The 22,387-nt window shown below is 52.2% G+C and carries 24 protein-coding genes; 4 read left to right on the top strand and 20 right to left on the bottom strand.

Annotated features, from left to right (window positions below; all coding sequences use genetic code 11):
• Window positions 1-5: 5 nt before the first annotated feature.
• Both ispD and ftsB read right to left on the bottom strand, forming a co-directional pair.
• A complete protein-coding gene (ispD, locus tag J6J28_RS04890) occupies window positions 6-701 on the bottom strand; it encodes a 2-C-methyl-D-erythritol 4-phosphate cytidylyltransferase (RefSeq protein WP_301720197.1) in 696 nt (231 codons plus the stop codon).
• Window positions 688-984: a cell division protein FtsB gene (gene ftsB / locus J6J28_RS04885; protein ID WP_301720196.1), complete on the bottom strand. Its 297-nt coding sequence runs from the start codon at window positions 982-984 to the stop codon at window positions 688-690. Before ftsB ends, ispD begins: the two co-directional genes overlap by 14 nt.
• A 72-nt stretch (window positions 985-1,056) precedes the next feature.
• Between ftsB and J6J28_RS04880 the strand changes: the two genes are divergently transcribed.
• Complete coding sequence (locus J6J28_RS04880) at window positions 1,057-1,773, top strand: sulfite exporter TauE/SafE family protein (RefSeq protein ID WP_301720195.1); 717 nt, start codon at window positions 1,057-1,059, stop codon at window positions 1,771-1,773.
• A gap of 8 nt (window positions 1,774-1,781) precedes the next feature.
• On the opposite strand, the gene J6J28_RS04875 is transcribed toward J6J28_RS04880, so the two are convergent.
• The 16 genes from J6J28_RS04875 to rpoE form a co-directional block, all read right to left on the bottom strand.
• Window positions 1,782-2,408, bottom strand: coding sequence for a hypothetical protein (locus J6J28_RS04875; protein WP_301720194.1), 627 nt, complete (start codon window positions 2,406-2,408; stop codon window positions 1,782-1,784).
• Window positions 2,409-2,425: 17 nt separating this feature from the next.
• Window positions 2,426-3,721, bottom strand: a complete 1,296-nt coding sequence (gene eno, locus J6J28_RS04870; protein ID WP_301720193.1) for a phosphopyruvate hydratase — start codon at window positions 3,719-3,721, stop codon at window positions 2,426-2,428.
• 31 nt (window positions 3,722-3,752) lie between these two features.
• Window positions 3,753-5,390 carry a CTP synthase gene (locus J6J28_RS04865; RefSeq protein ID WP_301720192.1) on the bottom strand — a complete coding sequence of 546 codons (1,638 nt, stop codon included), beginning with the start codon at window positions 5,388-5,390 and terminating at the stop codon, window positions 3,753-3,755.
• An 83-nt stretch (window positions 5,391-5,473) separates the two neighbouring features.
• Entirely contained in the window at window positions 5,474-6,307 is an 834-nt protein-coding gene (gene mazG / locus J6J28_RS04860) for a nucleoside triphosphate pyrophosphohydrolase (protein WP_301720191.1), read from the bottom strand.
• Window positions 6,294-8,477: a GTP diphosphokinase gene (gene relA / locus J6J28_RS04855; RefSeq protein WP_301720190.1), complete on the bottom strand. Its 2,184-nt coding sequence runs from the start codon at window positions 8,475-8,477 to the stop codon at window positions 6,294-6,296. The genes mazG and relA overlap by 14 nt, the downstream gene beginning before the upstream one ends.
• Window positions 8,478-8,479: 2 nt before the next feature.
• Window positions 8,480-9,802: a 23S rRNA (uracil(1939)-C(5))-methyltransferase RlmD gene (gene rlmD, locus J6J28_RS04850; protein ID WP_301720189.1), complete on the bottom strand. Its 1,323-nt coding sequence runs from the start codon at window positions 9,800-9,802 to the stop codon at window positions 8,480-8,482.
• A 1-nt stretch (window position 9,803) separates the two neighbouring features.
• Complete coding sequence (gene pdxJ / locus J6J28_RS04845; RefSeq protein ID WP_301720187.1) at window positions 9,804-10,568, bottom strand: pyridoxine 5'-phosphate synthase; 765 nt, start codon at window positions 10,566-10,568, stop codon at window positions 9,804-9,806.
• Between the two features lie 13 nt (window positions 10,569-10,581).
• Window positions 10,582-11,286, bottom strand: coding sequence for a DNA repair protein RecO (recO, locus tag J6J28_RS04840; RefSeq protein WP_301720186.1), 705 nt, complete (start codon window positions 11,284-11,286; stop codon window positions 10,582-10,584).
• Window positions 11,287-11,291: 5 nt separating this feature from the next.
• Window positions 11,292-12,206 carry a GTPase Era gene (gene era, locus J6J28_RS04835; RefSeq protein ID WP_301720185.1) on the bottom strand — a complete coding sequence of 305 codons (915 nt, stop codon included), beginning with the start codon at window positions 12,204-12,206 and terminating at the stop codon, window positions 11,292-11,294.
• On the bottom strand, window positions 12,206-12,904 hold the full coding sequence (gene rnc, locus J6J28_RS04830; protein ID WP_418055163.1) for a ribonuclease III: 699 nt from the start codon (window positions 12,902-12,904) through the stop codon (window positions 12,206-12,208). Before rnc ends, era begins: the two co-directional genes overlap by 1 nt.
• Window positions 12,905-12,906: 2 nt before the next feature.
• The gene (gene lepB / locus J6J28_RS04825) at window positions 12,907-13,833 is read right to left on the bottom strand and encodes a signal peptidase I (RefSeq protein ID WP_301720184.1); all 927 of its coding nucleotides are present in this window, start codon (window positions 13,831-13,833) and stop codon (window positions 12,907-12,909) included.
• A gap of 14 nt (window positions 13,834-13,847) precedes the next feature.
• On the bottom strand, window positions 13,848-15,659 hold the full coding sequence (gene lepA / locus J6J28_RS04820; protein WP_301720183.1) for a translation elongation factor 4: 1,812 nt from the start codon (window positions 15,657-15,659) through the stop codon (window positions 13,848-13,850).
• A gap of 88 nt (window positions 15,660-15,747) precedes the next feature.
• Window positions 15,748-16,185: a SoxR reducing system RseC family protein gene (locus J6J28_RS04815; RefSeq protein ID WP_301720182.1), complete on the bottom strand. Its 438-nt coding sequence runs from the start codon at window positions 16,183-16,185 to the stop codon at window positions 15,748-15,750.
• Window positions 16,186-16,202: 17 nt separating this feature from the next.
• Complete coding sequence (locus tag J6J28_RS04810) at window positions 16,203-17,150, bottom strand: MucB/RseB C-terminal domain-containing protein (RefSeq protein WP_301720800.1); 948 nt, start codon at window positions 17,148-17,150, stop codon at window positions 16,203-16,205.
• 31 nt (window positions 17,151-17,181) lie between these two features.
• Window positions 17,182-17,814 carry a sigma-E factor negative regulatory protein gene (locus J6J28_RS04805; protein WP_301720181.1) on the bottom strand — a complete coding sequence of 211 codons (633 nt, stop codon included), beginning with the start codon at window positions 17,812-17,814 and terminating at the stop codon, window positions 17,182-17,184.
• Window positions 17,815-17,832: 18 nt separating this feature from the next.
• Complete coding sequence (rpoE, locus tag J6J28_RS04800; protein WP_301720180.1) at window positions 17,833-18,411, bottom strand: RNA polymerase sigma factor RpoE; 579 nt, start codon at window positions 18,409-18,411, stop codon at window positions 17,833-17,835.
• Window positions 18,412-18,593: 182 nt separating this feature from the next.
• Between rpoE and nadB the strand changes: the two genes are divergently transcribed.
• Window positions 18,594-20,198, top strand: a complete 1,605-nt coding sequence (gene nadB / locus J6J28_RS04795) for an L-aspartate oxidase (RefSeq protein ID WP_301720179.1) — start codon at window positions 18,594-18,596, stop codon at window positions 20,196-20,198.
• Here the strand turns inward: nadB and J6J28_RS04790 are convergent.
• Both J6J28_RS04790 and J6J28_RS04785 read right to left on the bottom strand, forming a co-directional pair.
• The gene (locus tag J6J28_RS04790) at window positions 20,172-20,444 is read right to left on the bottom strand and encodes a hypothetical protein (protein WP_301720178.1); all 273 of its coding nucleotides are present in this window, start codon (window positions 20,442-20,444) and stop codon (window positions 20,172-20,174) included. The genes nadB and J6J28_RS04790 overlap by 27 nt on opposite strands.
• A 19-nt stretch (window positions 20,445-20,463) precedes the next feature.
• A complete protein-coding gene (locus J6J28_RS04785) occupies window positions 20,464-20,736 on the bottom strand; it encodes an FAD assembly factor SdhE (RefSeq protein WP_301720177.1) in 273 nt (90 codons plus the stop codon).
• Between the two features lie 78 nt (window positions 20,737-20,814).
• On the opposite strand from J6J28_RS04785, the gene ygfZ reads away from it, so the two are divergent.
• Window positions 20,815-21,759: a tRNA-modifying protein YgfZ gene (gene ygfZ, locus J6J28_RS04780; RefSeq protein WP_301720176.1), complete on the top strand. Its 945-nt coding sequence runs from the start codon at window positions 20,815-20,817 to the stop codon at window positions 21,757-21,759.
• Entirely contained in the window at window positions 21,756-22,244 is a 489-nt protein-coding gene (locus J6J28_RS04775) for an FKBP-type peptidyl-prolyl cis-trans isomerase (protein WP_301720175.1), read from the top strand. The genes ygfZ and J6J28_RS04775 overlap by 4 nt, the downstream gene beginning before the upstream one ends.
• Window positions 22,245-22,387: the final 143 nt, after the last annotated feature.

The raw sequence follows: 22,387 nt of genomic DNA, 5'->3' as shown, positions 1-22,387 counted from the left end.
TTTTACTACGAATCATCGAATAACAGCAATCGCGCGATAGCGTCATCGCCCGGTTGCGTGATTTTAATATTACTGCGTCGGCCAGGCACCAGTTGCGGTTGCAGCCCTAACGCTTCCAGAACCGAAGCTTCGTCCGTCAGCTGCGGGTGATCGGTACCCAGCTGTTGCCAGCCGCGCTGGAGATCAGCGGCGCGAAACACTTGTGGAGTCTGTGCCTGCCACAAGTGTTCCCGAGCCACGCTTCCTTCACTGCGGCGAGTCTTGGAACTGCGCTTCAGGGTATCGGCCACCGGCAGTGCCAGCAACGCGCCCACCTCATCGGCGAGAGCGGTGGTCACCACCTGCTCCAGTTCAGCGGCAGTCAGACAGGGTCGTGCTGCGTCATGCACCGCGACCCAGGTAAAACCGTCCGCTACCGCCCTTTCCACTCCCGCGGCAACGGAAGCAGCGCGAGTCGCACCACCCTCAACGGCTACGATGGGGCATGCACTAGCAAAGTGTTGTTGCTGAAAATAAGGATCGTCAGGACTGATAGCGATGTAGATAGCGCGGATCCGTGGATCCTGGCTTATCGCCCGCACCGTCCACTCGAGAACGCTGCGTCCACCGAGTTTTAAGTACTGCTTGGGCAGCTCAGATTGCATCCGCTGGCCGATACCGGCTGCAGGGATCACTGCAGCAACCTGCTCACTCTTCGTCATAGGTCTTTGGCTTCACCGGAATTAAGCGGAAAAATGTTTCATCTTGTTTGATGAGTCCAAGTTCATTACGCGCACGTTCTTCAAGCGCCACCTCACCTTCACGCAAATCCTCAATGTCCGCGATCAGCACTTGATTACGCTGCCGCAGCTTCTGATTGGTTTGCTCTTGTCGTGCTACGTCTTCTTGCAGGTGCCAATACTCAGGCAGGCTGTTTTTACCGAACCAGAGTCGGTATTGCAGCACCACCAGTAGCACGAACAAGAAAAGTTTTAGCAGGCGCATCGTTTCACTCGCATGGTATGATGTCCTAAGTATACCTTTCTTTTGTTATGAACCAAGTAATTCAAGGCTAACATGGAATACTACCTTATCGCATTGATCATGTTTGCGGGGGCATCTTTACAGGGAATTACCGGATTTGGCTCAGGTCTGGTGGCTGTTCCCCTGCTGAGCTTGCTTATTCCCTTACCGCAACTTACCCCTTTACTGTCCATTATCAATGTCTTGATGGCGCTCTATTTATGCTGGCTTTTACGGCATTACTTCAGCCTCAAGCGCTGGCGTTGGCTGCTGCTCGCAGGTGTTGGCGGTACCTTAGTCGGTAATGCTGCACTGGCGTATCTGCCGGTCACTATCTTGCAACAGGGTATGGCTATTTTTGTCATCGCCGCCGGTTTGCTGTTCTGGTTTGGAGTGCAGTTCCAGGCCCGGGCGACCGCGTTGCAACAAAGTTACACCGGGTTGCTCGCTGGCTTTGCCAATGGAGCGCTGACCTTGGGCGGCCCACCCGTGGTCCTGTTTTTAACTGCTACGCGGCTGAATCGCAGCCAGTTCCGTGCAACCTTAGCCCTCTTTTTTCTGGTACTGGGCCTGACCAATGTGATCTCGTTCACCCTGCAGGGGCGCTACACGGTGACCGGTACAGCGCCAGTATTCGCCCTCGTATTTGGAGCCATCAGCGGAGCCTATCTTGGTCACCGCGTCAGTCATTTGTTACCTGAGCAGCTGTTTCGCAAGCTTACGCTGGGGGTTGTCATTGGGGCAGGTGTGATGGTGCTTCTGACTAGCTAGCGGGGCATTTAAGACCAGTCGATGGCCGTCGCCAGCAGCAGCTCACGTAAGGATAAGGTGCGTGGATCTGTACGGCCCTTATGGGACCACTGATGGCCGCTTACTGCCGCTTTAAGCAGGTTTTTTTCCGGTTTTGCCAGGAACAAATGGTCGCCATCTGCTGCCGTGCTTTCGCCAGTAAACAAAAACCAGCCAAATTCATTACAGTGCACTCGGCCCGTGTCGCGATCGATACGATCAATTGAGTCAAGCCGGACTTGCTGCAGACGTGGATCAAGATTCAGAACAGGGACTGTAGTACCAAGCTGTACCTTGCCGGTCGTGAGCCATTTTTCTAACTTCGCGGAACGATTTGCGGTCGCCTTTAATTGGCGTTTCTGTGGCGTTTGCCAACTGGCATTTTGCACGTCCAGTTCACAGGGACATTGACTGCTCAACATGGCCCGTGCGGCATTCTGGATGTAGTAGCTGAGACTCTTAAGACGACGCTGTAAGCCTCTTGCTGATTGTACCTGCAGCCCTGCAAGAAATATAAGTTCGCGTTCGTAAAGTGCAGTGCAAAGTTCAGGAAAAGCAGCCGGGTCATAGCCCGGCTGCCGCTCAACAACTTCGAAGATATCGCGTTGTTCGCTCACCTAAACCTCACTTGGGCTCAGTTCGCTGCGCGAACTTCACCGCGGCCCCGATACGGTGCGTTACCATTGAGCTCTTGCTCAATCCGTAACAGCTGGTTGTATTTAGCAACCCGATCAGAGCGACACAGCGAGCCAGTTTTTATTTGGCCAGCTGCAGTACCCACCGCCAGATCAGCGATGGTGGCATCTTCGGTTTCACCAGAACGGTGTGAAATCACGGCGGTAAAGCCCGCTTCATTGGCCATACGAATAGCGGCCAGAGTCTCACTTAAACTACCGATCTGATTGAACTTGATAAGAATCGAGTTACCGATAGCTTCGTCAATGCCGCGCTTGAGGATCTTGGTATTCGTCACAAACAGGTCGTCACCGACCAGCTGCACTGTGTCACCCAGACGCTCAGTCAGCACTTTCCAGCCGTCCCAGTCGCTCTCGTCCAAACCATCTTCAATAGAGATAATCGGATAGCGCTCACAAAGGCCCGCCAGATATTCGGCAAATTCCGCAGCAGTAAAAGATTTACCTTCACCGCTCAACTGATACTTGCCATCACGGTAAAATTCAGACGCGGCACAGTCCAGCGCCAGAGTAATGTCATCGCCCATGCGATAACCGGCTTTTTCGACCGCTTCAACGATAACCGTCAATGCCTCTTCGTTAGAGCTCAGGTTGGGGGCAAAACCACCCTCGTCACCTACCGCAGTACTTAAGCCGCGCTCTTGCAGGACTTTCTTCAGAGCATGAAAAACTTCAGCGCCCATGCGCAGCCCTTCACGGAAGTTCGCTGCACCCACGGGTTGAATCATGAATTCCTGAATGTCGACGTTATTGTCGGCATGCTCACCACCGTTGAGGATATTCATCATCGGCAGCGGCATGCTGTAATGACCGCTGGTGCCATTTAAATTCGCGATATGTGCGTATAACGGAATACCTGCACTGGCTGCCGCAGCTTTTGCAGCCGCAAGAGAGACCGCCAGAATCGCATTCGCGCCAAGCTTTTCTTTATTTTCCGTACCATCAAGGTCCAGCATACGCTGATCCAATTGCTGCTGGTCAGCAGCATCAAGGCCCTTCAGCTCAGCTGCAATACTGTCATTCACATTGGCAACGGCAGTTAATACCCCCTTGCCAAGATAGCGCGCTTTATCACCATCACGCAGTTCCAGTGCTTCGCGCGAGCCAGTCGAGGCTCCGCTAGGCGCTGCTGCGCGGCCCCAGTGGCCATCGTCAAGATGGACATCGACTTCGATGGTGGGGTTGCCGCGGGAATCCATGATCTCGCGAGCCACAATAGATTGAATTGTTGCCATGCTAATAGTCTCTTCCTCTTTGCAACGTTAGTTAACCGCGTTGCTGCTTCTGATACTTACCTGCAGCTTCAATAAAGCCGCGGAACAAAGGATGCCCATCACGAGGCGTCGAGGTAAATTCCGGATGAAATTGCGCAGCGACGAACCAGGGATGCTCAGGTATCTCGACAATTTCGACCAGGCGATTGTCGTGAGACCAGCCGGAAATCTTCAGGCCGGCAGCTTCCAGACGCTCAACGTAATGTTCGTTCACTTCGTAACGATGACGGTGACGTTCACGAATGACATCTTCACCGTAAAGATCGCGCGCACGACTACCCGCAACCAGATTGCACGGCTGCGCGCCCAGGCGCATCGTACCGCCGAGATCTGAATGTTGGTCACGCAATTCTTTCTGACCTTTTGCATCCATCCACTCGGTGATCAGTCCGACCACGGGATGTTCTGTTTTGTCATCAAATTCGGTACTGTTCGCTGCCGTTAAACCGGCCACATTACGAGCGTATTCAATCAGCGCGATTTGCATGCCCAGACAGATACCAAGGTAGGGGATTTTATGCTCACGGGCATATTGCGCGGCCATGATTTTACCGCGGATACCGCGCTCACCGAAGCCACCCGGAACGATGATGGCATCAACATCGGCAAGTTTTGCAACACCTTTGGTCTCAACATCCTGAGCATCGATATAGCGAATATTAACCGTTAAGCGATTTTTTAACCCCGCATGGGCCAAAGCCTCGTTAACTGATTTATAGGCATCAGGCAGTTCAATGTACTTACCGACAAAGCCTACGGTTACTTCACCGCTTGGATTAGACTCCTGATACAGTACTTGCTCCCACTCGGCCAAGTCTGCTTCCGGACGATCGAGTCGGAAACGATTGACCACAAGTTCGTCAAGTCCCTGCGATTTCAGAATAGCGGGGATTTTATAGATGCTGTCGACATCCTTTAAGCCAATGACTGCACGCTCTTCAACGTTAGTAAACAGCGCAATCTTGGCGCGTTCGTTGGCCGGTAAGGCACGGTCTGAACGACAGACAAGAATGTCCGGTTGAATGCCGATAGAGCGTAACTCTTTCACTGAGTGCTGCGTCGGCTTGGTTTTAACTTCGCCCGCCGCGCCAAGAAACGGCACCAGCGTTAAGTGCATAAACAAAGTGTGATCGCGCGTGACTTCAGTGCCGAGCTGGCGGATCGCTTCAAGAAAAGGTTGCGACTCGATGTCGCCCACGGTACCGCCGATCTCAATGATGGCAATATCGTAACCCTTACCACCTTCAACAATACGGCGCTTAATTTCATTGGTAATGTGTGGAATCACCTGAATGGTGGCACCCAGAAACTCACCACGACGTTCGCGACGAATAATATCTTCGTATACACGGCCGGCAGTAAAGTTGTTCTTCTTGGTCATACGGGTGCGGATAAAGCGCTCGTAATGGCCTAAGTCGAGATCGGTTTCCGCACCATCTTCGGTGACAAAAACTTCACCATGCTGAATCGGGCTCATTGTGCCCGGATCCACATTGATGTACGGATCAAGTTTGAGGATTGTGACCTGTAAGCCACGTGCTTCGAGAATTGCCGCCAGTGAAGCTGCAGCAATACCTTTGCCCAGCGAAGATACTACACCGCCGGTGACGAAAATATAATTAGTTGTCATGCGAAACCTAAGTCGTCAGGTTAAATAAGGGAATTGCTTCAAGACGGGAAAACAGTATACCTTAAGCACTGAATTCCGACAATTTAAAATTCATCGGATTGCAATCGGCGCTTTACCTGTTGCCACTCGTCTTCTAATTCCGCCAGGCTCAGCTGCTCCGCACTACGGCCCTGTTCGGCCAGTCGGCGCTCGATTGCCTGGAAACGTTGTTTAAACTTTAAATTCGTGCGCCGCAGCGCATGCTCTGGATTCACCTGAGCATGCCGCGCCAGATTGACCACCGCGAACAGGACATCACCGATCTCATCTGCCAGTGCTTGCTGATCCAGTTGTGCGGCATTGAGTTCAGCTTCGACTTCAGCGATCTCTTCTTGTATTTTGTCCAGTACCGGCGTCACGCTGGGCCAGTCAAACCCTACATTCGCGGCGCGTTTCTGTAATTTTTGCGCCAGCAGAATACTTGGCAAATTATCGGGTATACCGGCAAAAACGGAAGCGTCAGCGCCTTGGTCCGCGCGCTCTTGTTGCTTAATTTGCTCCCACTGCGCTTTGATCTCCGCATCGCTTTGCGCCTGCGTCTCACCAAAGACGTGTGGATGACGGCGAATCAGCTTATCGGCTGTCTGTTGCGCTACCTCATCAAAGCTGAACTTGCCCTGCTCCTGCGTCAATTGGGTGTAAAACACGACCTGAAAGAGCAAATCGCCAAGCTCATCTTTAATCGCATCATCGTCGCCTTCAGTGATCGCTGCAGCTACTTCGTACGCTTCTTCGATAGTGTAGGGAATTAAACTGCTCAAGCTTTGCTTTAAATCCCAGGGGCAACCCGTTTCTGGATCTCGTAAGCGCCGCATCACTGCAAGTAACGCATCGACACCAGAGTAATTGTCTTGTTGTTCTGACTTAACTGTTTCCACTACGTTCTACCTTATGAATTCCTTTCACCTGCAACAGCCGCGCGATGATCCGTTGCAAGCTGGTTTGATTCTCAATAAACAGGCCCAGCGAAATACGTGCCTGATGGGTCGCATCATCTGACTGCGAGTCCAATTGCGCAACACTGGTTTTTTCATTGGCAAGGATCGCGGTAATATCATGCAGTAAACCATTCCTATCATCAGCGTCTAGCTGCAGGTTGGCGCGATAGCGGCCATGATCCGTGCGGCTCCAGCTAACTTGCAAGCCACGCTCCGGATGCACCTCCAACAAGTGTTTCAGTTGCTCACAGGCGCGATGATGCACGGAAACCCCGCGTCCCTGAGTAACAAAGCCCATGATTGGCTCGCCAGGGAGAGGCTGACAGCACTTGGCAAACTGCACCATCAGATTACCAATCCCCTGCACACTGACATCGCTTTGCTTGCCGGCTTTACGCTGGGATTTTCGTTGCAGCCGCTCCAACCGCTCGCTGGTGGTATCCGCAGCAGGTTTGAGCTGATTGACCACCTGATTCAAACGCACATCACCGGCACCAATCGCGGCGAGCAGGTCATCCAGTTGGTTAAAATTGAAACGATCAAGAACGGTGCTGGCCTGACTTAAAGGGATCTCAAATTTGTTCAGTTCAGCTTCCAGCAACTCGCGTCCCGCTTTCAGGTTTTTATCCCGGTCCAGCTTTTTGAAATAGGTCACGACTTTACTGCGCGCTCGCGAGGTACGTAGGTAACCCAATGCAGGATTAAGCCAGTCACGGCGAGGTTTTACCGCCTTTTGCGTGAGGATCTCAACGCGTTGGCCATTTTTCAGGGTGTAAGTAAAAGGCACGATATGCCCATCTACCTTCGCGCCAACGCAACGGTGACCGACCTGGGAATGGATGTAGTACGCAAAGTCCAGCGGCGTTGCCCCTTGCGGCAAGTCAATGACCTCCCCTTTGGGGGTAAAGACATAGACACGATCTTCAAACACCTGCGAACGGATCTCTGCGACCAGCTCATCATTCTCGGCCATGTCTTCATGCCAGGCCAGTAACTTACGCAGCCACGCGATTTTCTCTTCGAAGCCACCTGTTTTACTGGCGGCCCCCTCTTTGTAAAGCCAGTGCGCAGCCACGCCAAGTTCAGCGTCATCATGCATGGCCTGAGTACGGATCTGGATCTCCACATGCTTTTCTTCCGGTCCAATCACGACCGTATGAATCGACTGGTAACCGTTGGCCTTGGGTGTGGCAATATAATCGTCAAATTCAGACTGAATATGCCGACATTGGCTGTGTACAACACCCAACGCCGCATAACAGTCTTTTAGGGATTGCGTAATGATTCGCACCGCACGGATATCGTAGAGCTGCTCGAAGCTGAGATGCTTCTTCTGCATTTTTCGCCAAATCGAGTAAATATGCTTTGGTCGCCCGTAAACATCCGCCGCTACGCCCTCATGGGCCAACTCCTGCCCCAGATTCGCGACAAAATGTTCAATATACTCTTCACGATCCAAGCGTCGTTCATGCAGCTGACTGGCGATACTCTTGTAGGTCTGCGGATGCAGGTAACGAAACGCCAGATCCTCTAACTCCCACTTCAGCTGGCCAATACCCAGCCGGTTCGCTAACGGCGCGTAGATGTCCTGACACTCCTTGGCCACCAGCACCCGGGTTTCTTCGTCATCGTTTTTGACTTCCCGCAAGCGGCAAATCCGCTCTGCTAGTTTTATCAGTACCGCCCGAACATCGGCCACCATCGACAGTAGCATGCGTCTGACATTATCAATCTGTTCAACGTTTGGCTTGCCGTGCTGGAAATGTTGCAGGTCGCTGATCATCTGCATTTGTTGCACAGCATCCAGCAGTTGCACCAGTTCCGTCAGCTCGGGATGCTGGTGTTGCAGTTGCTCGGCGGTGATGCAATTGGCCTGGTAGGCAGGACTGTACAGTGCGGCCAGTAATGAGTCAGGATCAAGGTTGAGCGCGGCCAGAATTTCCACCATCTCCTGCCCTTTTACCAGCAGTTCAGGATGGTCTTGTAGCCGCTTGAGTAGTAGCTGATGATGGGCCGTCAGTTGTGCTTTGAGTTCGCTTGCAGCGACATGCTGCAACCAATCACCGTGTTGCTCAGGCTTATCAACATGGGTACTGCGCACATGGACCACAGCTATGTCTCCCGTTCAAACCAAGTCAGGCATTCAATGTGATGGGTTTGCGGAAACATGTCAACGATTTGCGCGCGTTTGAGCCGATAACCGGCGGCGAATAAATGCCGGGCATCGCGAGCCAGTGTATCCGCAGCGCAGGAGACGTAGACCACACGTTCGGGCTGGCGTTGCGCAACTTCGCTAATAGCATGCGCAGCACCTGCCCGGGCAGGGTCTAAAAAGACTTTATTAAACTCTATAGTGCCCCAGTCATAATGCTGCCAGGGTTGCTCAAGATCAGCGTGTTGGGCAGCAATAGACAAGTTGGCGCGACTGGCATTTGCAGTTAAACGCTCCACCATCGACGGCACCCCTTCTATCGCGGTGACTCGCGCGCCGCTGCGGGCAATCGGCAGACTGAAGTTACCGCTGCCAGCGTAAAGTTCTAACACATGATCTCCCGGTCCCGGCGCTAACCAGGCTAATGCCTGTTCCACCATCAGCGGGCTAAGCTCACCGTGGGCCTGTAAGAAGTCTCCTGGCTGAAACGACACTTCGGTCTGCCAGCTGGCATACCGGGGCAACTCTTGCCCGGCGAGTAACGGCTGAGGGGCAGTCTCACCACAGTGCAGCCAGACGTCGACACCATGATTCTGAGAGAACTCAAGCAGTTGCCTGTGATCTTTTGCAGATACCGGATTTTTTAAACGCAGTAGCAAGCAACAGCTGTTGGTCGTCATCAACTCCACGTGGCCAAGTTGGGCAATCAGGTCCAGTTGCGGCAAGAATTTGCGTAACGGTTGCAGTAAGCGGGTCAGTGCAGTGTCACTGATCAGGCAGTCACTGATTTCGACGATGGCCTTGCTGTTGGCCTGACGCAGGCCTAATTTGAAGTTCCGGCGTTTGCTGTCCCAGTGACAGGCCAGACGCAGCCGCCGCCGGTAGCGCCAGTCAGCGCCAGTTAAGGGAGCTTGCCAACAGTCAATGTCATGCCCGGCAAATTTAGCAAAGAGCTCACTGACCACTTGCTGCTTGTGCTGCCGTTGTCTGCTGAGTGCCAGGTGCTGTAAATCACAGCCACCGCACTGCTCATAATAAGGACAATCTGGCGTGACCCGAGCCGGCGCGGGCTGCTTCACCTGAATCAGTTTGCCCTGCCATTTGCCCTGCGGCTGAAAGTCGATAAGCTCATCGGTAAGCGCTCCGGCAATAAAGCGGACCCCCTTACTCTCGCGCACAATGCCGCGCCCCTGATGATCAAGGCCACTGACACTGGCATTCCGCTTTATGGGTTGCTCGGCAGGCTTGCTGCGGCCGCGCTGGGGACGATAAAACTGCGCCACCTCAGCTTTTCACACTCAGCGCTCGAGCACCAAGCATAAGCGTTTTCATATCCCGTACGGCCTGATCCAGACCTACCAATACCGCTCGGGCAATAATCGCATGGCCAATGTTTAATTCTTCCAGCTCGGGTAGCGCCGCTACTGAAGCAGTATTGTGATAATTCAGCCCGTGCCCGGCATTCACCCGAAAGCCGGCAGCTTGCGCATATTTTGCTGCGTCATGCAGCAATACCAGACTCCGATGTTGCTCAGCAAGTTGCGTCTGCTCCGCATAATGGCCGGTATGCAATTCAACCAGCTTCGCTCCGGTCTTAAGGGCTGCATCCAATTGTTTTTTATCAGGATCAATAAATAAGGAAGTCTCAATTCCTTCTTCGGCCAAGCGCTCCACAGCGGCTTTAATTTTATCCTGCTGTTTAATCACATCTAAGCCACCTTCGGTGGTCAGCTCCTCACGTTTCTCGGGCACCAGACAGACATAGGTTGGCTTAATCCGACAAGCGATATCCAGCATTTCATCGGTCACGGCCATTTCTAAATTCATGCGCGTCTGCAAGGTTTCTGCCAGCATCTCAACGTCACGATCAGTAATGTGGCGACGGTCTTCACGCAAGTGGATGGTAATACCGTCTGCACCAGCTTGCTCAGCTAGCGCGGCGGCGGTCACCGGATCCGGATAGGCCACGCCGCGGGCATTGCGCACTGTCGCCACGTGGTCAATATTTACGCCAAGTAAAATCGTCTTGCCTGGAGCTGCTAAATGCATCGTCGATTCCTTACTATTTTGTCTGTTGTGAGAGCTGCGAAAGCTGCGTAAAAAGCTGCCGGCTTTTCAGTGGTTGCTCGCCGAGATAAGGACGCAGCGCCTGACGCATGATGATTTTCATTAAGTTTAGCAGGCTTGGATCGCTGAGCTCAAATGTCGCCAGTTGCTGGATCCGGGCACCGATAAGAGCGCCGCTGCGCTCTTGCTCCACCCGCATAAACCCCTGTTCTGCGGCGAATCGATAATACCCCCCGGCAGCAATAGCCATACCCTGCTCATCGTGAAACCAGTCAAAGCCGTGCCCCAGGTGACATAGCAATCGCCATTCAAACTCACGTAAAGCAGGCTCGACCTGAGTCGACGTCGCCAGCTGCCTTAACGCCTGTTGATAGTCCTCAAACAAGCCTTCGACAGGCTCATAATTAGAGGTTAACCGTTGCACCAGTTCGTTCAGGTAAAAGCCGCTATAAAGTCCTGTGCCGCGAAGGGGAAAGCTTTCGGCCGTAGCTTCGGCATGGGTCAGAGTCTGTAACTCATGGCGCCCTCTGGCGCTAATCAATAAAGGCGTGAAGGGCTGAAGAATCGCCCGCCACTGACTTTTCGGACGGCGAGCGCCTTTGGCAACGACCCGAAACCGGCCTTGCTCACGACTAAACACCTCAACAATTAAACTTGAGTCCTGATAGGGCCAGCGATGCAATACAAAAGCTGGTTCCACCGGCGTTAATCCTCGTTGTAACCCAGGCTACGCAAGGCGCGTTCGTCATCGGCCCAGCCAGACTTCACTTTGGCCCAAAGCTCTAAGTGAACTTTGCCACCAATTAATTTTTCGATATCACGACGGGCTTCGCTGCCGACTGTTTTCAGCTTGCTGCCACCCGCGCCAATGACCATGCGCTTCTGCCCTTCACGCTCAACCAGGATGAGCGCATTGATATGGGTGGTACCTGAGGGTGCCGTTTGAAAGCGTTCAATCTCTACTGTGGTGCTGTAGGGCAATTCATCACCGGTGAAGCGCATCAGCTTCTCACGGATGATTTCCGCTGCCATAAAGCGCAGCGAGCGGTCGGTAACGTAATCTTCAGGGTAATGATGAGCGCCCGGTTTCGCATAGTTGTGGACCAGTTGCCGCAAAGCTTCCACCTGGTCGCCAGTTTTTGCGGACAAGGGGATAATTTCGGCAAATTGATGACGACCCGCCAGCTTCTGTAACAAGGGTAACAAGGCCCCTTTGTCTTTAATCTGATCAATCTTATTGACGACCAGAATAATCGGGCGCGACGTTTTCGCCAGCTTTGCCAGCACCAGATCATCATCCTCGGTCCAGCGCTCTGCTTCAACCACAAATAACACCGCTTCAACGCCGCTCATGGAACTGCTGGCGGCACGGTTCATCATCCGGTTAATCGCTTTCTTCTCGTCTTTATGTAACCCCGGTGTGTCTACGTACACGATTTGACGGTCACCCTCAGTTTCGATGCCAAGAATGCGATGCCGCGTGGTTTGCGGTTTACTCGAAGTGATGCTTATTTTTTGCCCAAGGATCCGGTTCAATAAAGTTGATTTGCCAACATTCGGCCGGCCCACGATGGCGACGAACGCAGAGGCAGATGCGGATTCTGGGATTTCATTGCTCATTAGTTACCTTGCTCCTGCGTTTGCAGTAGTTCTAAAGTTTGTGCCGCGGCCTGTTGTTCGGCTTTACGGCGGCTAGTGCCGCTGCCCAGGACCGGCTCAGCAAGCAGTTCCGTGGTGCAACTCACCGTGAATCTTTGATTATGCGCCTGGCCTTGAATAGTGACCACATCATACAGCGGCAATGGCAATTGCTTACCTTGCAGGTACTCCTGCAGCCGGGTTTTTGGATCTTTATGCCCGGCGCCGGGCTTAATGTGATTAAGCTGTTCTTTATACCAGTTTAAGACCACTTTACGACAGGTGGCCAGGTCACTTTCCAGGTACATGGCCCCCAACAAAGCTTCCACAGCATCGGCCAGAATAGACTCACGGCGATGGCCGCCGCTTTTCATTTCACCGGGGCCCAACCACAAATGCCGGCCCAGTTGAAACTTTTGCGCCAGTTTCGCCAGCGAGCGACCACAGACCAGCGTCGCCCGCATCCGGCTCAGATCGCCCTCGTCGATCTGCGGAAAGCGCTCAAATAGCGCTTCACTGATAATGATGCCCAGTACTGAATCGCCCAGAAACTCAAGACGTTCGTTATGTTGAGCATTCGCACTACGGTGCGTCAACGCTTGCTGAAAGCGTTCACGATTCTGAAAAGTATAGCCAAAGGCTTGTTCTAACTCACTCAATGGTGGCTTTGGTAAGCTCACTGTTACTCTACCCCGCCTAAGCGTTGCCAGCGAATACCGCTTGGAATCCACGTCGGTAGCCAGCTTGACGCGGGCCTATCCATCTCAAAACTCATCCAGATAAATTCTGCACGACCGACCAGGTTTTCTTCCGGAACAAAGCCCCAGTAGCGACTGTCCTCGGAATTATCGCGGTTATCGCCCATAACAAAATAGGCACCTTCGGGCACGAGCCATTCATCCCGGGCAGTACCTTGCTGTTGAAAATAATAACGCTCGCGTCCGCCCACCGTTGGGTCGACCAAGGTCGCATGACTGGTCGCGCCAAGCTTCTCTTCGAAACGTTGTAGCGGCGTAGCACCGTTAAAGTAAAACGCATCAGAACGCGTCATATTACGCTCAATAACCTGCAACGGCGGACACTCGTTCTGCACCTCAGTCTCGCAAGAGGGTTCAATATAGAGGGTCTTGTTCCGGTATATAATACGGTCGCCTGGCAAGCCGACCACACGCTTTATGAAGTCAAGGCTAGGCTCTGGCGGATACTTAAATACGGCGATGTCACCACGCTCTGGCTCGGCCAGTTCCAGCAATTCATGGCGCCAAATTGGATCGCGCAGGCTGTAGCTGAATTTCTCCACCAGAATAAAATCCCCTTCCAGTAACGTCGGCATCATCGACGCCGACGGAATTCGGAAGGGTTCGTAGAAGAACGAGCGCAGGATCAGAATGACAAACAAAATCGGGAACACCGACTGGGCAAATTCTGCCACGTTGCCTTGGGGTGCCAGGCGTTGTCTGGCATCTTCATCGAGCGTTTGTTGCAAGCGACGCTCTTCATCACCGATACGCTGTTGCCGTTTAGGCTTTAAGAACCTGGCATCAACCAGCCAGATGAGTCCCGCGAAAATTGTGACGACCGTAAGCAGTACCGAATAAAAGTTTGCCATGCTAAGCCTTGTTGTTATTTCCCTACTTTGAGCACCGCGAGGAATGCCTCTTGCGGTACTTCAACATTCCCCAACTGTTTCATCCGCTTTTTACCTTCTTTCTGCTTCTGTAACAGTTTCTTCTTCCGACTCACGTCACCGCCATAGCATTTGGCAGTCACATTCTTACGTAACTGTTTGACCGTTGAACGGGCAATGACGTGATTACCAATGGTAGCCTGAATGGCGATATCAAACATCTGCCGCGGGATCAGTTCACGCATTTTTTCAACCAGCTCACGTCCACGTCCCTGCGAGTTGTCGCGGTGCGTAATCATCGCCAGTGCATCGACGCGATCGCCATTGATAAGTACATCAACCCGCACCATATCTGCTTCCTGGAACCGCTTGAACTGGTAATCCAGAGAGGCATAACCGCGTGAGGTTGACTTCAGACGGTCGAAAAAGTCCATGACCACTTCTGCCATGGGCAATTCGTAGGTCACCGCAACCTGTTTACCGTGGTAAGCCATTTTTGTTTGCACACCACGTTTATCAACACAAAGCGTGATGACATTGCCCAGGTATTCCTGCGGCACCAGAATATTGGCTTCGACAATAGGTTCGTAAATGGTTTCAATATCATTCACTGCTGGCAAATTGGTCGGATTATCGACGCTGACTTCTGAGCCGTCGGTTTTGACAACTTTATAAACCACGGTCGGCGCCGTGGTGATCAAATCAATATCGTATTCCCGCTCCAGCCGTTCCTGAATGATTTCCATGTGCAACATGCCCAGGAAACCACAACGGAAACCAAAGCCGAGTGCCGAGGAGTTCTCCGGCTCATAAAACAGCGAGGCATCATTTAACGAAAGTTTGCCCAGTGCATCCCGGAAGTTTTCGTAGTCGTCCGACGAGATTGGGAACATGCCCGCATAAACTTGCGGTTTGACCTTTTTGAAACCAGGCAATGGCTTTTCTGCTGGAGTCTTCGCCAGTGTCAGGGTATCGCCGACGGGCGCACCGAGGATATCCTTGATACCGGCAATCACAAAACCTACTTCGCCACAGCGCAAAATACCTGTTTCCGTAGGTTTAGGGGAAAAGAAGCCGACTTTATCAATTTGATGGCTCTGTCCGGTCGACATGACTTTCATCTTGTCGCCTGCACGTAAAGTCCCGTTTTTCACCCGTACCAGTGACACAACGCCCTGATAGTTATCAAACCAGGAATCGATAATCAACGCTTGCACAGGTGCTGTCGGATCGCCCTGAGGGGGTGGGATCTGACGTACCAGACGCTCCAGCACTTCGTTAATACCTACACCAGTCTTTGCCGAGCACTGCACAGCATCAATAGCTTCAATACCAACAATATCTTCAATTTCTTCTGCCACACGCATAGGGTCAGCCTGCGGCAAGTCAATTTTGTTCAGCACCGGGACCACTTCGAGGTCCATTTCGATTGCGGTATAACAATTTGCCAGAGTCTGAGCTTCGACCCCCTGCGCGGCATCAACTACCAGCAACGCACCTTCACAACCAGCTAAGCTGCGCGAGACTTCATAAGAGAAGTCCACGTGTCCAGGGGTATCAATGAAGTTCAGCTGATAGGTTTCGCCGTCTTGGGCGGTATAATGTAAGGTGACACTTTGTGCTTTGATGGTAATGCCACGTTCACGCTCAAGATCCATTGAGTCAAGCACCTGTGATGCCATCTCGCGATCGGTTAACCCGCCGCAGTCCTGAATCAGTCGGTCAGAAAGTGTGGATTTACCATGATCAATATGCGCAATAATCGAAAAATTTCGAATGTTTTCTTGCTTAAACGCCCGTTCTGGCATTCATGCCCCCGCAACTACAAAATGAAATACGTGAATAACCGACGATCATACTGATAATACGGCTCAGAACAAAGGATTTTCGGGGATTTCAGTGCATTTGTTGCACTTGTAGCAACTGACTCACCTTGACATCCCGCATCTGGAACCAGCGTTTTAATCCCCAGAACGAACCGGCAAAGCCAACTAACGACAATAGAATGGCGCTACCCTCGCTCATGCCCAGCAGCAGTTGTGCAATCAGCGCAGTGCCCAGCAGGGCCAGCAAAGGAACGCCGTAGATCAGTAGCGAGGCTCTGGTCAGCATTTGTTCCGGTAACAATAATTCGATTTGTTCACCAGGTTTAAACTGCATACCGGCCGGTTTTGCCACACGAAATTCCGCGCGCCGATCAGAAAATGCTTTGGAGATAATACCTGCCCCACAATTCGACTGCTGTGCGCAGCCCGAACAGCCCGATTTTAACTCGGTCGTAACCAGCAAGCTGTCGGCTTCGATGGCTTGGACGATGGCAATTTCTCTAATCATTGAGGCTATCCATTAAATTAGTTCGCCGTTTGCATGCTTTCCGCAATGCGTTGCAGCGTGCCGACAGGCAGTTTGCCAACCACGGTGATGGCAAAATCCCCTTTATTAAGATTAAACAATGACTCCGGACCCTGTAAGGCCAGTTCCGGCAGTGCTTGTTGTTGGCTGTTGCTGACGTAAACTGAAACTTCTGTCAGGCCATCGGTGTACAGAAAATAATCTGTGGGTAGACGGGTCTCGGCCACCCGCCGGTGACTCGAACGCAACAGCTCGAAACCAGCCGGCATCCACGTGGGTTCCAGCGTAAATTGCGGTGGTTCTTGATTACGTATCTCATGCAGACGTGGTGGCCGTGGCACACCACGTAAATCGCTTAAGCTGATCGGCATGGACTCACGTTCGGTAAAGGTGGTGAGCTGAATTTGTTCCAGCACTTCGCCCTGCGGAGTCGTCATCTGCATCTTCAGCAACATGCCGCTTTTCCGATCGATCCACAAACCATAGTGATAACGATCATTATCACGGCTTAAAATCCGTAGAAAGTAGGTGGCCCGGCCCGTCACTCGCATACCACGATCAACCAGCACCTGATAGTGCGGTTGCAGCTGCTCAAATGGCTGGTAGAAGGCTGCGGGAAGTAAGCCGTAGGTGACATCGCTATGCAGAGTATAGGAACTGTCGCTCGGCTGGGAATAATAGGACGTATCATCGCCAATCCGCACACTGCGAACATCGGCGCCATTTAAACGCACCACCAGTTCAACTTCCAGGCCGTCCTCATAGACACCATGCAACCAGGTCATCGGTTCCAGACGAGCACCGCTACTTTTCACCAGGGTGGCTTCAAAATTGAGTTCGCGCAAGGCCGTCGACATCTGATTAAACCAGTATTCGGCGGAAGACGCTGGAGCTTGAACGGCAGGAGTTTGTGCAACAACCTGTAGAGGGGTTATAGAGCCAAGCATGAGCAGCCCGGCAAGGCTGCCCCGCCAAATCTTATTGGTCATTCCCGGTGGCTGGGTTGTCTGCGTCCGGTTGGCTATCCGCTTGTGCTTTAGAATTTGTTTCAAGATTCTCATTTAACTGCTGCGCCTGCAATGAAAGCTGAAGTTGCTGTTGATGATCCAACATATAGGATTGCAGCAAACGGCTTTGCTGCGCAAGCTCTGCTTGCGTGGGTTCGTTGGATTGCAGCACAGTATTGTAACTGACTGGGTTACGGCCACCAATAGGTGCGGTCGCAAATGCCGGCTGCACAGTTTCTTCCGGTGCTACCGGATTGGCTTGCTGCACGGACAACACGGCAACTAGAGCGACACTCGCCGCAATGGCAACACTACCCGCCGGTGCGAACCAGCGTTGCATGGTTTTCTTGCCAAACCGACCTTGCACAACCTTGGCAGGTTTTGCTTCAGCGCTTACCTGAGCGGCTACAGCGGCGCTGATATCAAGCGGTTGATGCGTTTCCGCATCTCCTTTCATCACTCGACCTATCAGCGCATAACGCCCCCACACTTGCTGTGCTTCGGTGTCGCTTAACAATGTATCCAGCTCTTGCTCCTGTTCGCGCGACGTTTCACTCGCGTTGTCCAGCAGTGCTGATAATTGTTCGTAGCTACGGTTTGTCATAGGGTTTCCTTTAATAATTTAGCGCTCTAATAAGGGTTTTAACTGCGCGTCGATTGCTTCTCGAGCCCGGAAGATGCGCGAACGCACAGTACCAATCGGGCAATCCATCTCGATTGCAATTTCTTCGTACCCTAGCCCCTCAATTTCACGTAATGTAATTGCTCTGCGAAGGTCATCCGGTAATGCATCTATCGTACGCATTACCACATCGCGAATTTCATCCGTCAGCAGTAAACTCTCTGGTGATGCCCCATCACGTAATGCACCCGCTCCCTCGTAATAGTCTGCATCTTCTGCATCGACATCCGAAGCAGGCGGCTTACGCCCCTGGGACACCAAATAATTCTTCGCAGTATTCACGGCAATGCGATACAACCATGTGTAGAACGCACTATCACCGCGAAAGTTCCCTATTGCACGATAAGCTTTGATAAATGCTTCCTGCGCGACATCCGGAACATCTGCTGCCTGTTTAACGTAACGTGAAATCAGGCTCATTACTTTGTGCTGATATTTTTTCACCAGCAGGTCAAATGCTTGCTGGTCCCCCTGCTGCACACGCAGTACCAGGGCTTTATCAGTATCTTGTTCGCTCATCTGAGCCTGTTCTCCTCAACCCATATCTTGTACTGCGAACCAGGCCCAAGCTCTTTAATTTTACATCGTGCAAATTCAGACCTAAGCATTCGTAAAAAGTTCGCAAAAAAATTCTAAACGAGTAAAATCGTTCGCATTCCGTCGGCAAAACAGCGCTTTGCGCTCTACAAGCTCCCTACTTTATGGAACAAGTTATCAATTATCAATGCGACGTTCTTATCATCGGCAGCGGCGCTGCTGGTCTCACCCTGGCGTTACACCTCGCTGATCATGCTCAGGTTTTGGTGCTTTCAAAAGGCCCGCTAACTGAGGGCTCAACCTATTATGCGCAAGGTGGTATCGCTGCCGTCTTTGATGAAGATGATAGCATTGAAAGCCACATCCAGGATACGTTGGTCGCCGGCGCCGGGCTTTGCGACGCCGATGCAGTTGCGTTTACCACCTCAAACGCACGTAAAAGTTTACAGTGGTTAATTGATCTCGGGGTTGGCTTCGACCGCGTTGATGCCGCAGATAGTGAATCCAAATTTCATCTCAATCAAGAGGGTGGCCACAGCCATCGGCGTATTTTACATGCCGCCGACGCTACAGGTAAAGCGGTGCAGACCACCCTGGTTGGCCAGGTGAAGGCGCATCCGAACATCCGCATTCTGGAGCGCTACAATGCTGTTGATCTGATCACCAACCGCCAGACCCATAAACAGCAGCAGGTGTATGGTGCTTACATCTGGAATCGTAAAGCCGAGCAGGTAGAGACGGTTGCCGCTAAATTCGTCGCACTGGCGACCGGTGGCGCCAGTAAAGTCTATCAGTACACCTCGAATCCTGATGTTGCCAGTGGCGACGGCATTGCCATGGCATGGCGTGCCGGCTGCCGCGTTGCCAATATGGAATTTAATCAGTTTCACCCGACCTGTCTGTTCCATCCGAACGCACACTCGTTTTTGCTCACTGAAGCACTACGCGGTGAAGGTGCTGTACTGAAACGACCTGATGGTTCGCGCTTTATGCCGGACTTCCATGAGGCAGCTGAACTGGCACCGCGGGACGTCGTCGCGCGAGCCATCGATTATGAAATGAAACGTCTGGGTGCCGACTGCATGTATCTGGATATCTCCCATCAGTCAGCGAATTTTATCCAGGAGCATTTCCCGACCATCTACGATAAGTGTCTGAGTCTTGGCATCGATATTACCCGCCAGCCCATGCCAGTCGTCCCCGCCGCGCACTATACCTGCGGTGGCGTAATGACCGACCTCGACGCACATACGGATCTCCCGCACCTGTATGCCATCGGTGAAGTCGCATACACCGGCTTACACGGCGCCAACCGCATGGCCAGCAACTCCCTACTTGAGTGCCTGGTGTTTGCCCAGGCGGCCGCCGCAGATATCCTTAAACGCTTGCCCGAGGCACGCTTACATCTTGACCTACCCGGCTGGGATGAGAGTAAAGTCACCGATTCAGACGAAGAAGTCATCATCCAGCATAACTGGCATGAGCTGCGGTTATTTATGTGGGACTATGTTGGTATTGTGCGCACCAATAAACGTCTGGAACGCGCTTTACGCCGCATCGAACTGCTGCAGCAAGAAATCCATGAGTACTACAGCAATTTCCGCGTCAGTAATAATTTGCTGGAACTGCGGAACCTGGTGCAAGTGGCGGAATTGATCGTTCGCTCAGCAATGAGTAGAAAGGAAAGCCGCGGCTTACATTACAACCTGGATTACCGGGAAACGTCGGATTCCGCTTCGCCTTCAGTGCTCACGCCAGGCGAGAAATAGCCGTCGACATCGGGCAAACGCCTGCCCGTCGGTCCAGAACACACAACAGCACCACCAACGTGGTGCAACTTTGCTGTTACCAAAATGAACACGCTCAAAGCGCGCGAAAACCAGCCATGGCGTCAGGAAAATAAAGCTCGGTTGTGCCAGCTGCAAGGGCGTAAAACTGTCCAGCCGCAACAGCTTTTTCTGCTCTGGGTCGACTCCCCAAACCGAGCTTGGCAGACCACACCAGCGCCAGGGCATCTGGCAGCATAACCACACTTCAGACTTTAACCCGGCTTAAAATGTAATCGACCATCCCTTTCAGTTCGGGGTCTTCACAGGCCTGATGGCCCATAAACCAGGCAAACAAATCCGGGTCATCACAGGTTAACAAACGGCGAAACGCTTCCTGCTGCTGCTCATCCAAATCATCATAGGCCTCTTCCACAAAAGGCATAAAGAGCACGTCGAGTTCCAGCATGCCACGCCGGCAGGCCCAGCGTAATCGGTTCTTGTTGCGTAAAGTTTCAGCATTTTGTTGTAACTTTTGCATAGGATTTTATTGCGCCCCTTGTATCTCAAAAATCCGTCCCCACCTATCTGACATAGACGCCAAACAGTGAGGTTGATTGTGTTAACGACAGAGTTTACCAAAGCTCCTCCCGAATACGTAACTGTTTCCGTGGATGATCACGGGATAATTCAAGTTTCGGGACCTGATACAGAAAGCTTTTTACAAGGTCAGTTCACCTGTGATCTGGCTCAGCTATCTGAAAACGATTGGCTTTTTGGTGCGCACTGCGACAACAAAGGCAAAGCCTTAAGTGTATTTCGGATCCTTCGGTATCGCGATGGCGTACTGATTGTGACGTCAAAACCTTCACTTGAAGCATCCTTAAACCAGTTGCAGAAGTATGGCGTCTTTAACAAGGTTGAGATCCGGGACGCAACCGCTGATTTCCAGCTGGTGGGTGTATTTGGCACCGCCGCCCCTGCCCGCCTGGCAGAACTGCTGGACACGCCGCTTCGCACTCCTGACAGCAACAGTGTCAGTCATTGCGAGGACGCCGAGGTGCTGAGCCTTGGCACCCATCCGGATCAATACCTGTGTCTGAATCGTGGCGAATCATTGCCGACCAATTCCGATTTGCGCTATTGGCAAGCGCTGGAAATCGAACGTGGCCGGCCGACCCTGTTTTCAGGTACAATACAAGAGTTCGTACCCCAAATGCTTAACGTTCAGGCACTGAACGGCATTAGTTTTAGTAAGGGGTGTTATATCGGCCAGGAGACGGTGGCCCGAATGAAATATTTGGGCAAGCAAAAGCGTGCACTCTTTCGTCTTAGTGGACACGGTAAGCAAGTTTCAACAGGTGCTACTGTTGAGCAACAGCTTGGTGAAAACTGGCGACGTGCAGGCACGGTAATAAATGCAGTGAACCGTGCTGACCAACATCTTGATGTGTTAGCCGTACTTCCGAGTGATATCGAAAGTACGACACCATTACGTATCAAAGATGATGACGCGAGTCTCCTGGAAATTTACCCACTGCCTTATCAATTGGATGAATCATGACTCAAACCATTAGCCAAGACAAAGTTGTCGGCATTCACTACACCGTGAAAACTGCCGAAGGACAAACGTTAGACCAGTCAAAAGAAGGTCAACCGTTGCAGTTTATCTTTGGTCGCGGCATGTTAATTAAAGGTCTCGAAGACGCGCTTGCAGGTAAATCCGAGGGCGATAAATTCACTGCGGACATCGACCCTGAAAATGCTTACGGCGAGCGTCACGACGGTCTGATCCAGACTGTACCGCGCAACCTGTTTGGCGACAACCCTGTTGAGCCAGGTATGCAATTCCGTGCCAGCACGGATCACGGCGAGCAGTCTGTTATCATCGTAGAAGTTAACGATGATCAGGTCACTGTCGACGGTAACCACCCATTAGCAGGCGCTGCGCTAAACTTTGACGTTGAAGTTGTCGAAGTTCGTGATGCAGATCCAAGCGAACTGGAACATGGTCACGTGCACACTGACGGCGACCACGATCACGCGTAAGCCACCCGGCTTTTGCTGATTGCGAGAAAGCGCATCCGCGGATGCGCTTTTTTTGTATCTGCAGCCTTGCCATTAAATCTTCGCCGGGTGCTTTTCAATACCCGTCCGATTCTATACTCTAACGACTATCTTCAGCCTATTCG

The sequence above is a fragment of the Pseudidiomarina terrestris genome, assembly GCF_030466375.1.
Classification (GTDB): Bacteria; Pseudomonadota; Gammaproteobacteria; order Enterobacterales; family Alteromonadaceae; genus Pseudidiomarina; species Pseudidiomarina terrestris.
The sequence above is the reverse complement of the archived record's forward strand: the minus strand, read 5'-3'. Positions and strand labels throughout refer to the sequence as shown.

Coding starts and splice junctions, on each gene's coding strand:
- J6J28_RS04805 (WP_301720181.1), bottom strand. CDS start 17,814: ATGACAAACCGTAGCTACGAACAATTATCAGCACTGCTGGACAACGCG.
- J6J28_RS04880 (WP_301720195.1), top strand. CDS start 1,057: ATGGAATACTACCTTATCGCATTGATCATGTTTGCGGGGGCATCTTTA.
- J6J28_RS04815 (WP_301720182.1), bottom strand. CDS start 16,185: ATGATTAGAGAAATTGCCATCGTCCAAGCCATCGAAGCCGACAGCTTG.
- J6J28_RS04790 (WP_301720178.1), bottom strand. CDS start 20,444: ATGCCCTGGCGCTGGTGTGGTCTGCCAAGCTCGGTTTGGGGAGTCGAC.
- eno (WP_301720193.1), bottom strand. CDS start 3,721: ATGGCAACAATTCAATCTATTGTGGCTCGCGAGATCATGGATTCCCGC.
- lepA (WP_301720183.1), bottom strand. CDS start 15,659: ATGCCAGAACGGGCGTTTAAGCAAGAAAACATTCGAAATTTTTCGATT.
- J6J28_RS04865 (WP_301720192.1), bottom strand. CDS start 5,390: ATGACAACTAATTATATTTTCGTCACCGGCGGTGTAGTATCTTCGCTG.
- ispD (WP_301720197.1), bottom strand. CDS start 701: ATGACGAAGAGTGAGCAGGTTGCTGCAGTGATCCCTGCAGCCGGTATC.
- rpoE (WP_301720180.1), bottom strand. CDS start 18,411: ATGAGCGAACAAGATACTGATAAAGCCCTGGTACTGCGTGTGCAGCAG.
- era (WP_301720185.1), bottom strand. CDS start 12,206: ATGAGCAATGAAATCCCAGAATCCGCATCTGCCTCTGCGTTCGTCGCC.
- ftsB (WP_301720196.1), bottom strand. CDS start 984: ATGCGCCTGCTAAAACTTTTCTTGTTCGTGCTACTGGTGGTGCTGCAA.
- J6J28_RS04810 (WP_301720800.1), bottom strand. CDS start 17,150: ATGCTTGGCTCTATAACCCCTCTACAGGTTGTTGCACAAACTCCTGCC.
- J6J28_RS04785 (WP_301720177.1), bottom strand. CDS start 20,736: ATGCAAAAGTTACAACAAAATGCTGAAACTTTACGCAACAAGAACCGA.
- pdxJ (WP_301720187.1), bottom strand. CDS start 10,568: ATGCATTTAGCAGCTCCAGGCAAGACGATTTTACTTGGCGTAAATATT.
- nadB (WP_301720179.1), top strand. CDS start 18,594: ATGGAACAAGTTATCAATTATCAATGCGACGTTCTTATCATCGGCAGC.
- J6J28_RS04775 (WP_301720175.1), top strand. CDS start 21,756: ATGACTCAAACCATTAGCCAAGACAAAGTTGTCGGCATTCACTACACC.
- lepB (WP_301720184.1), bottom strand. CDS start 13,833: ATGGCAAACTTTTATTCGGTACTGCTTACGGTCGTCACAATTTTCGCG.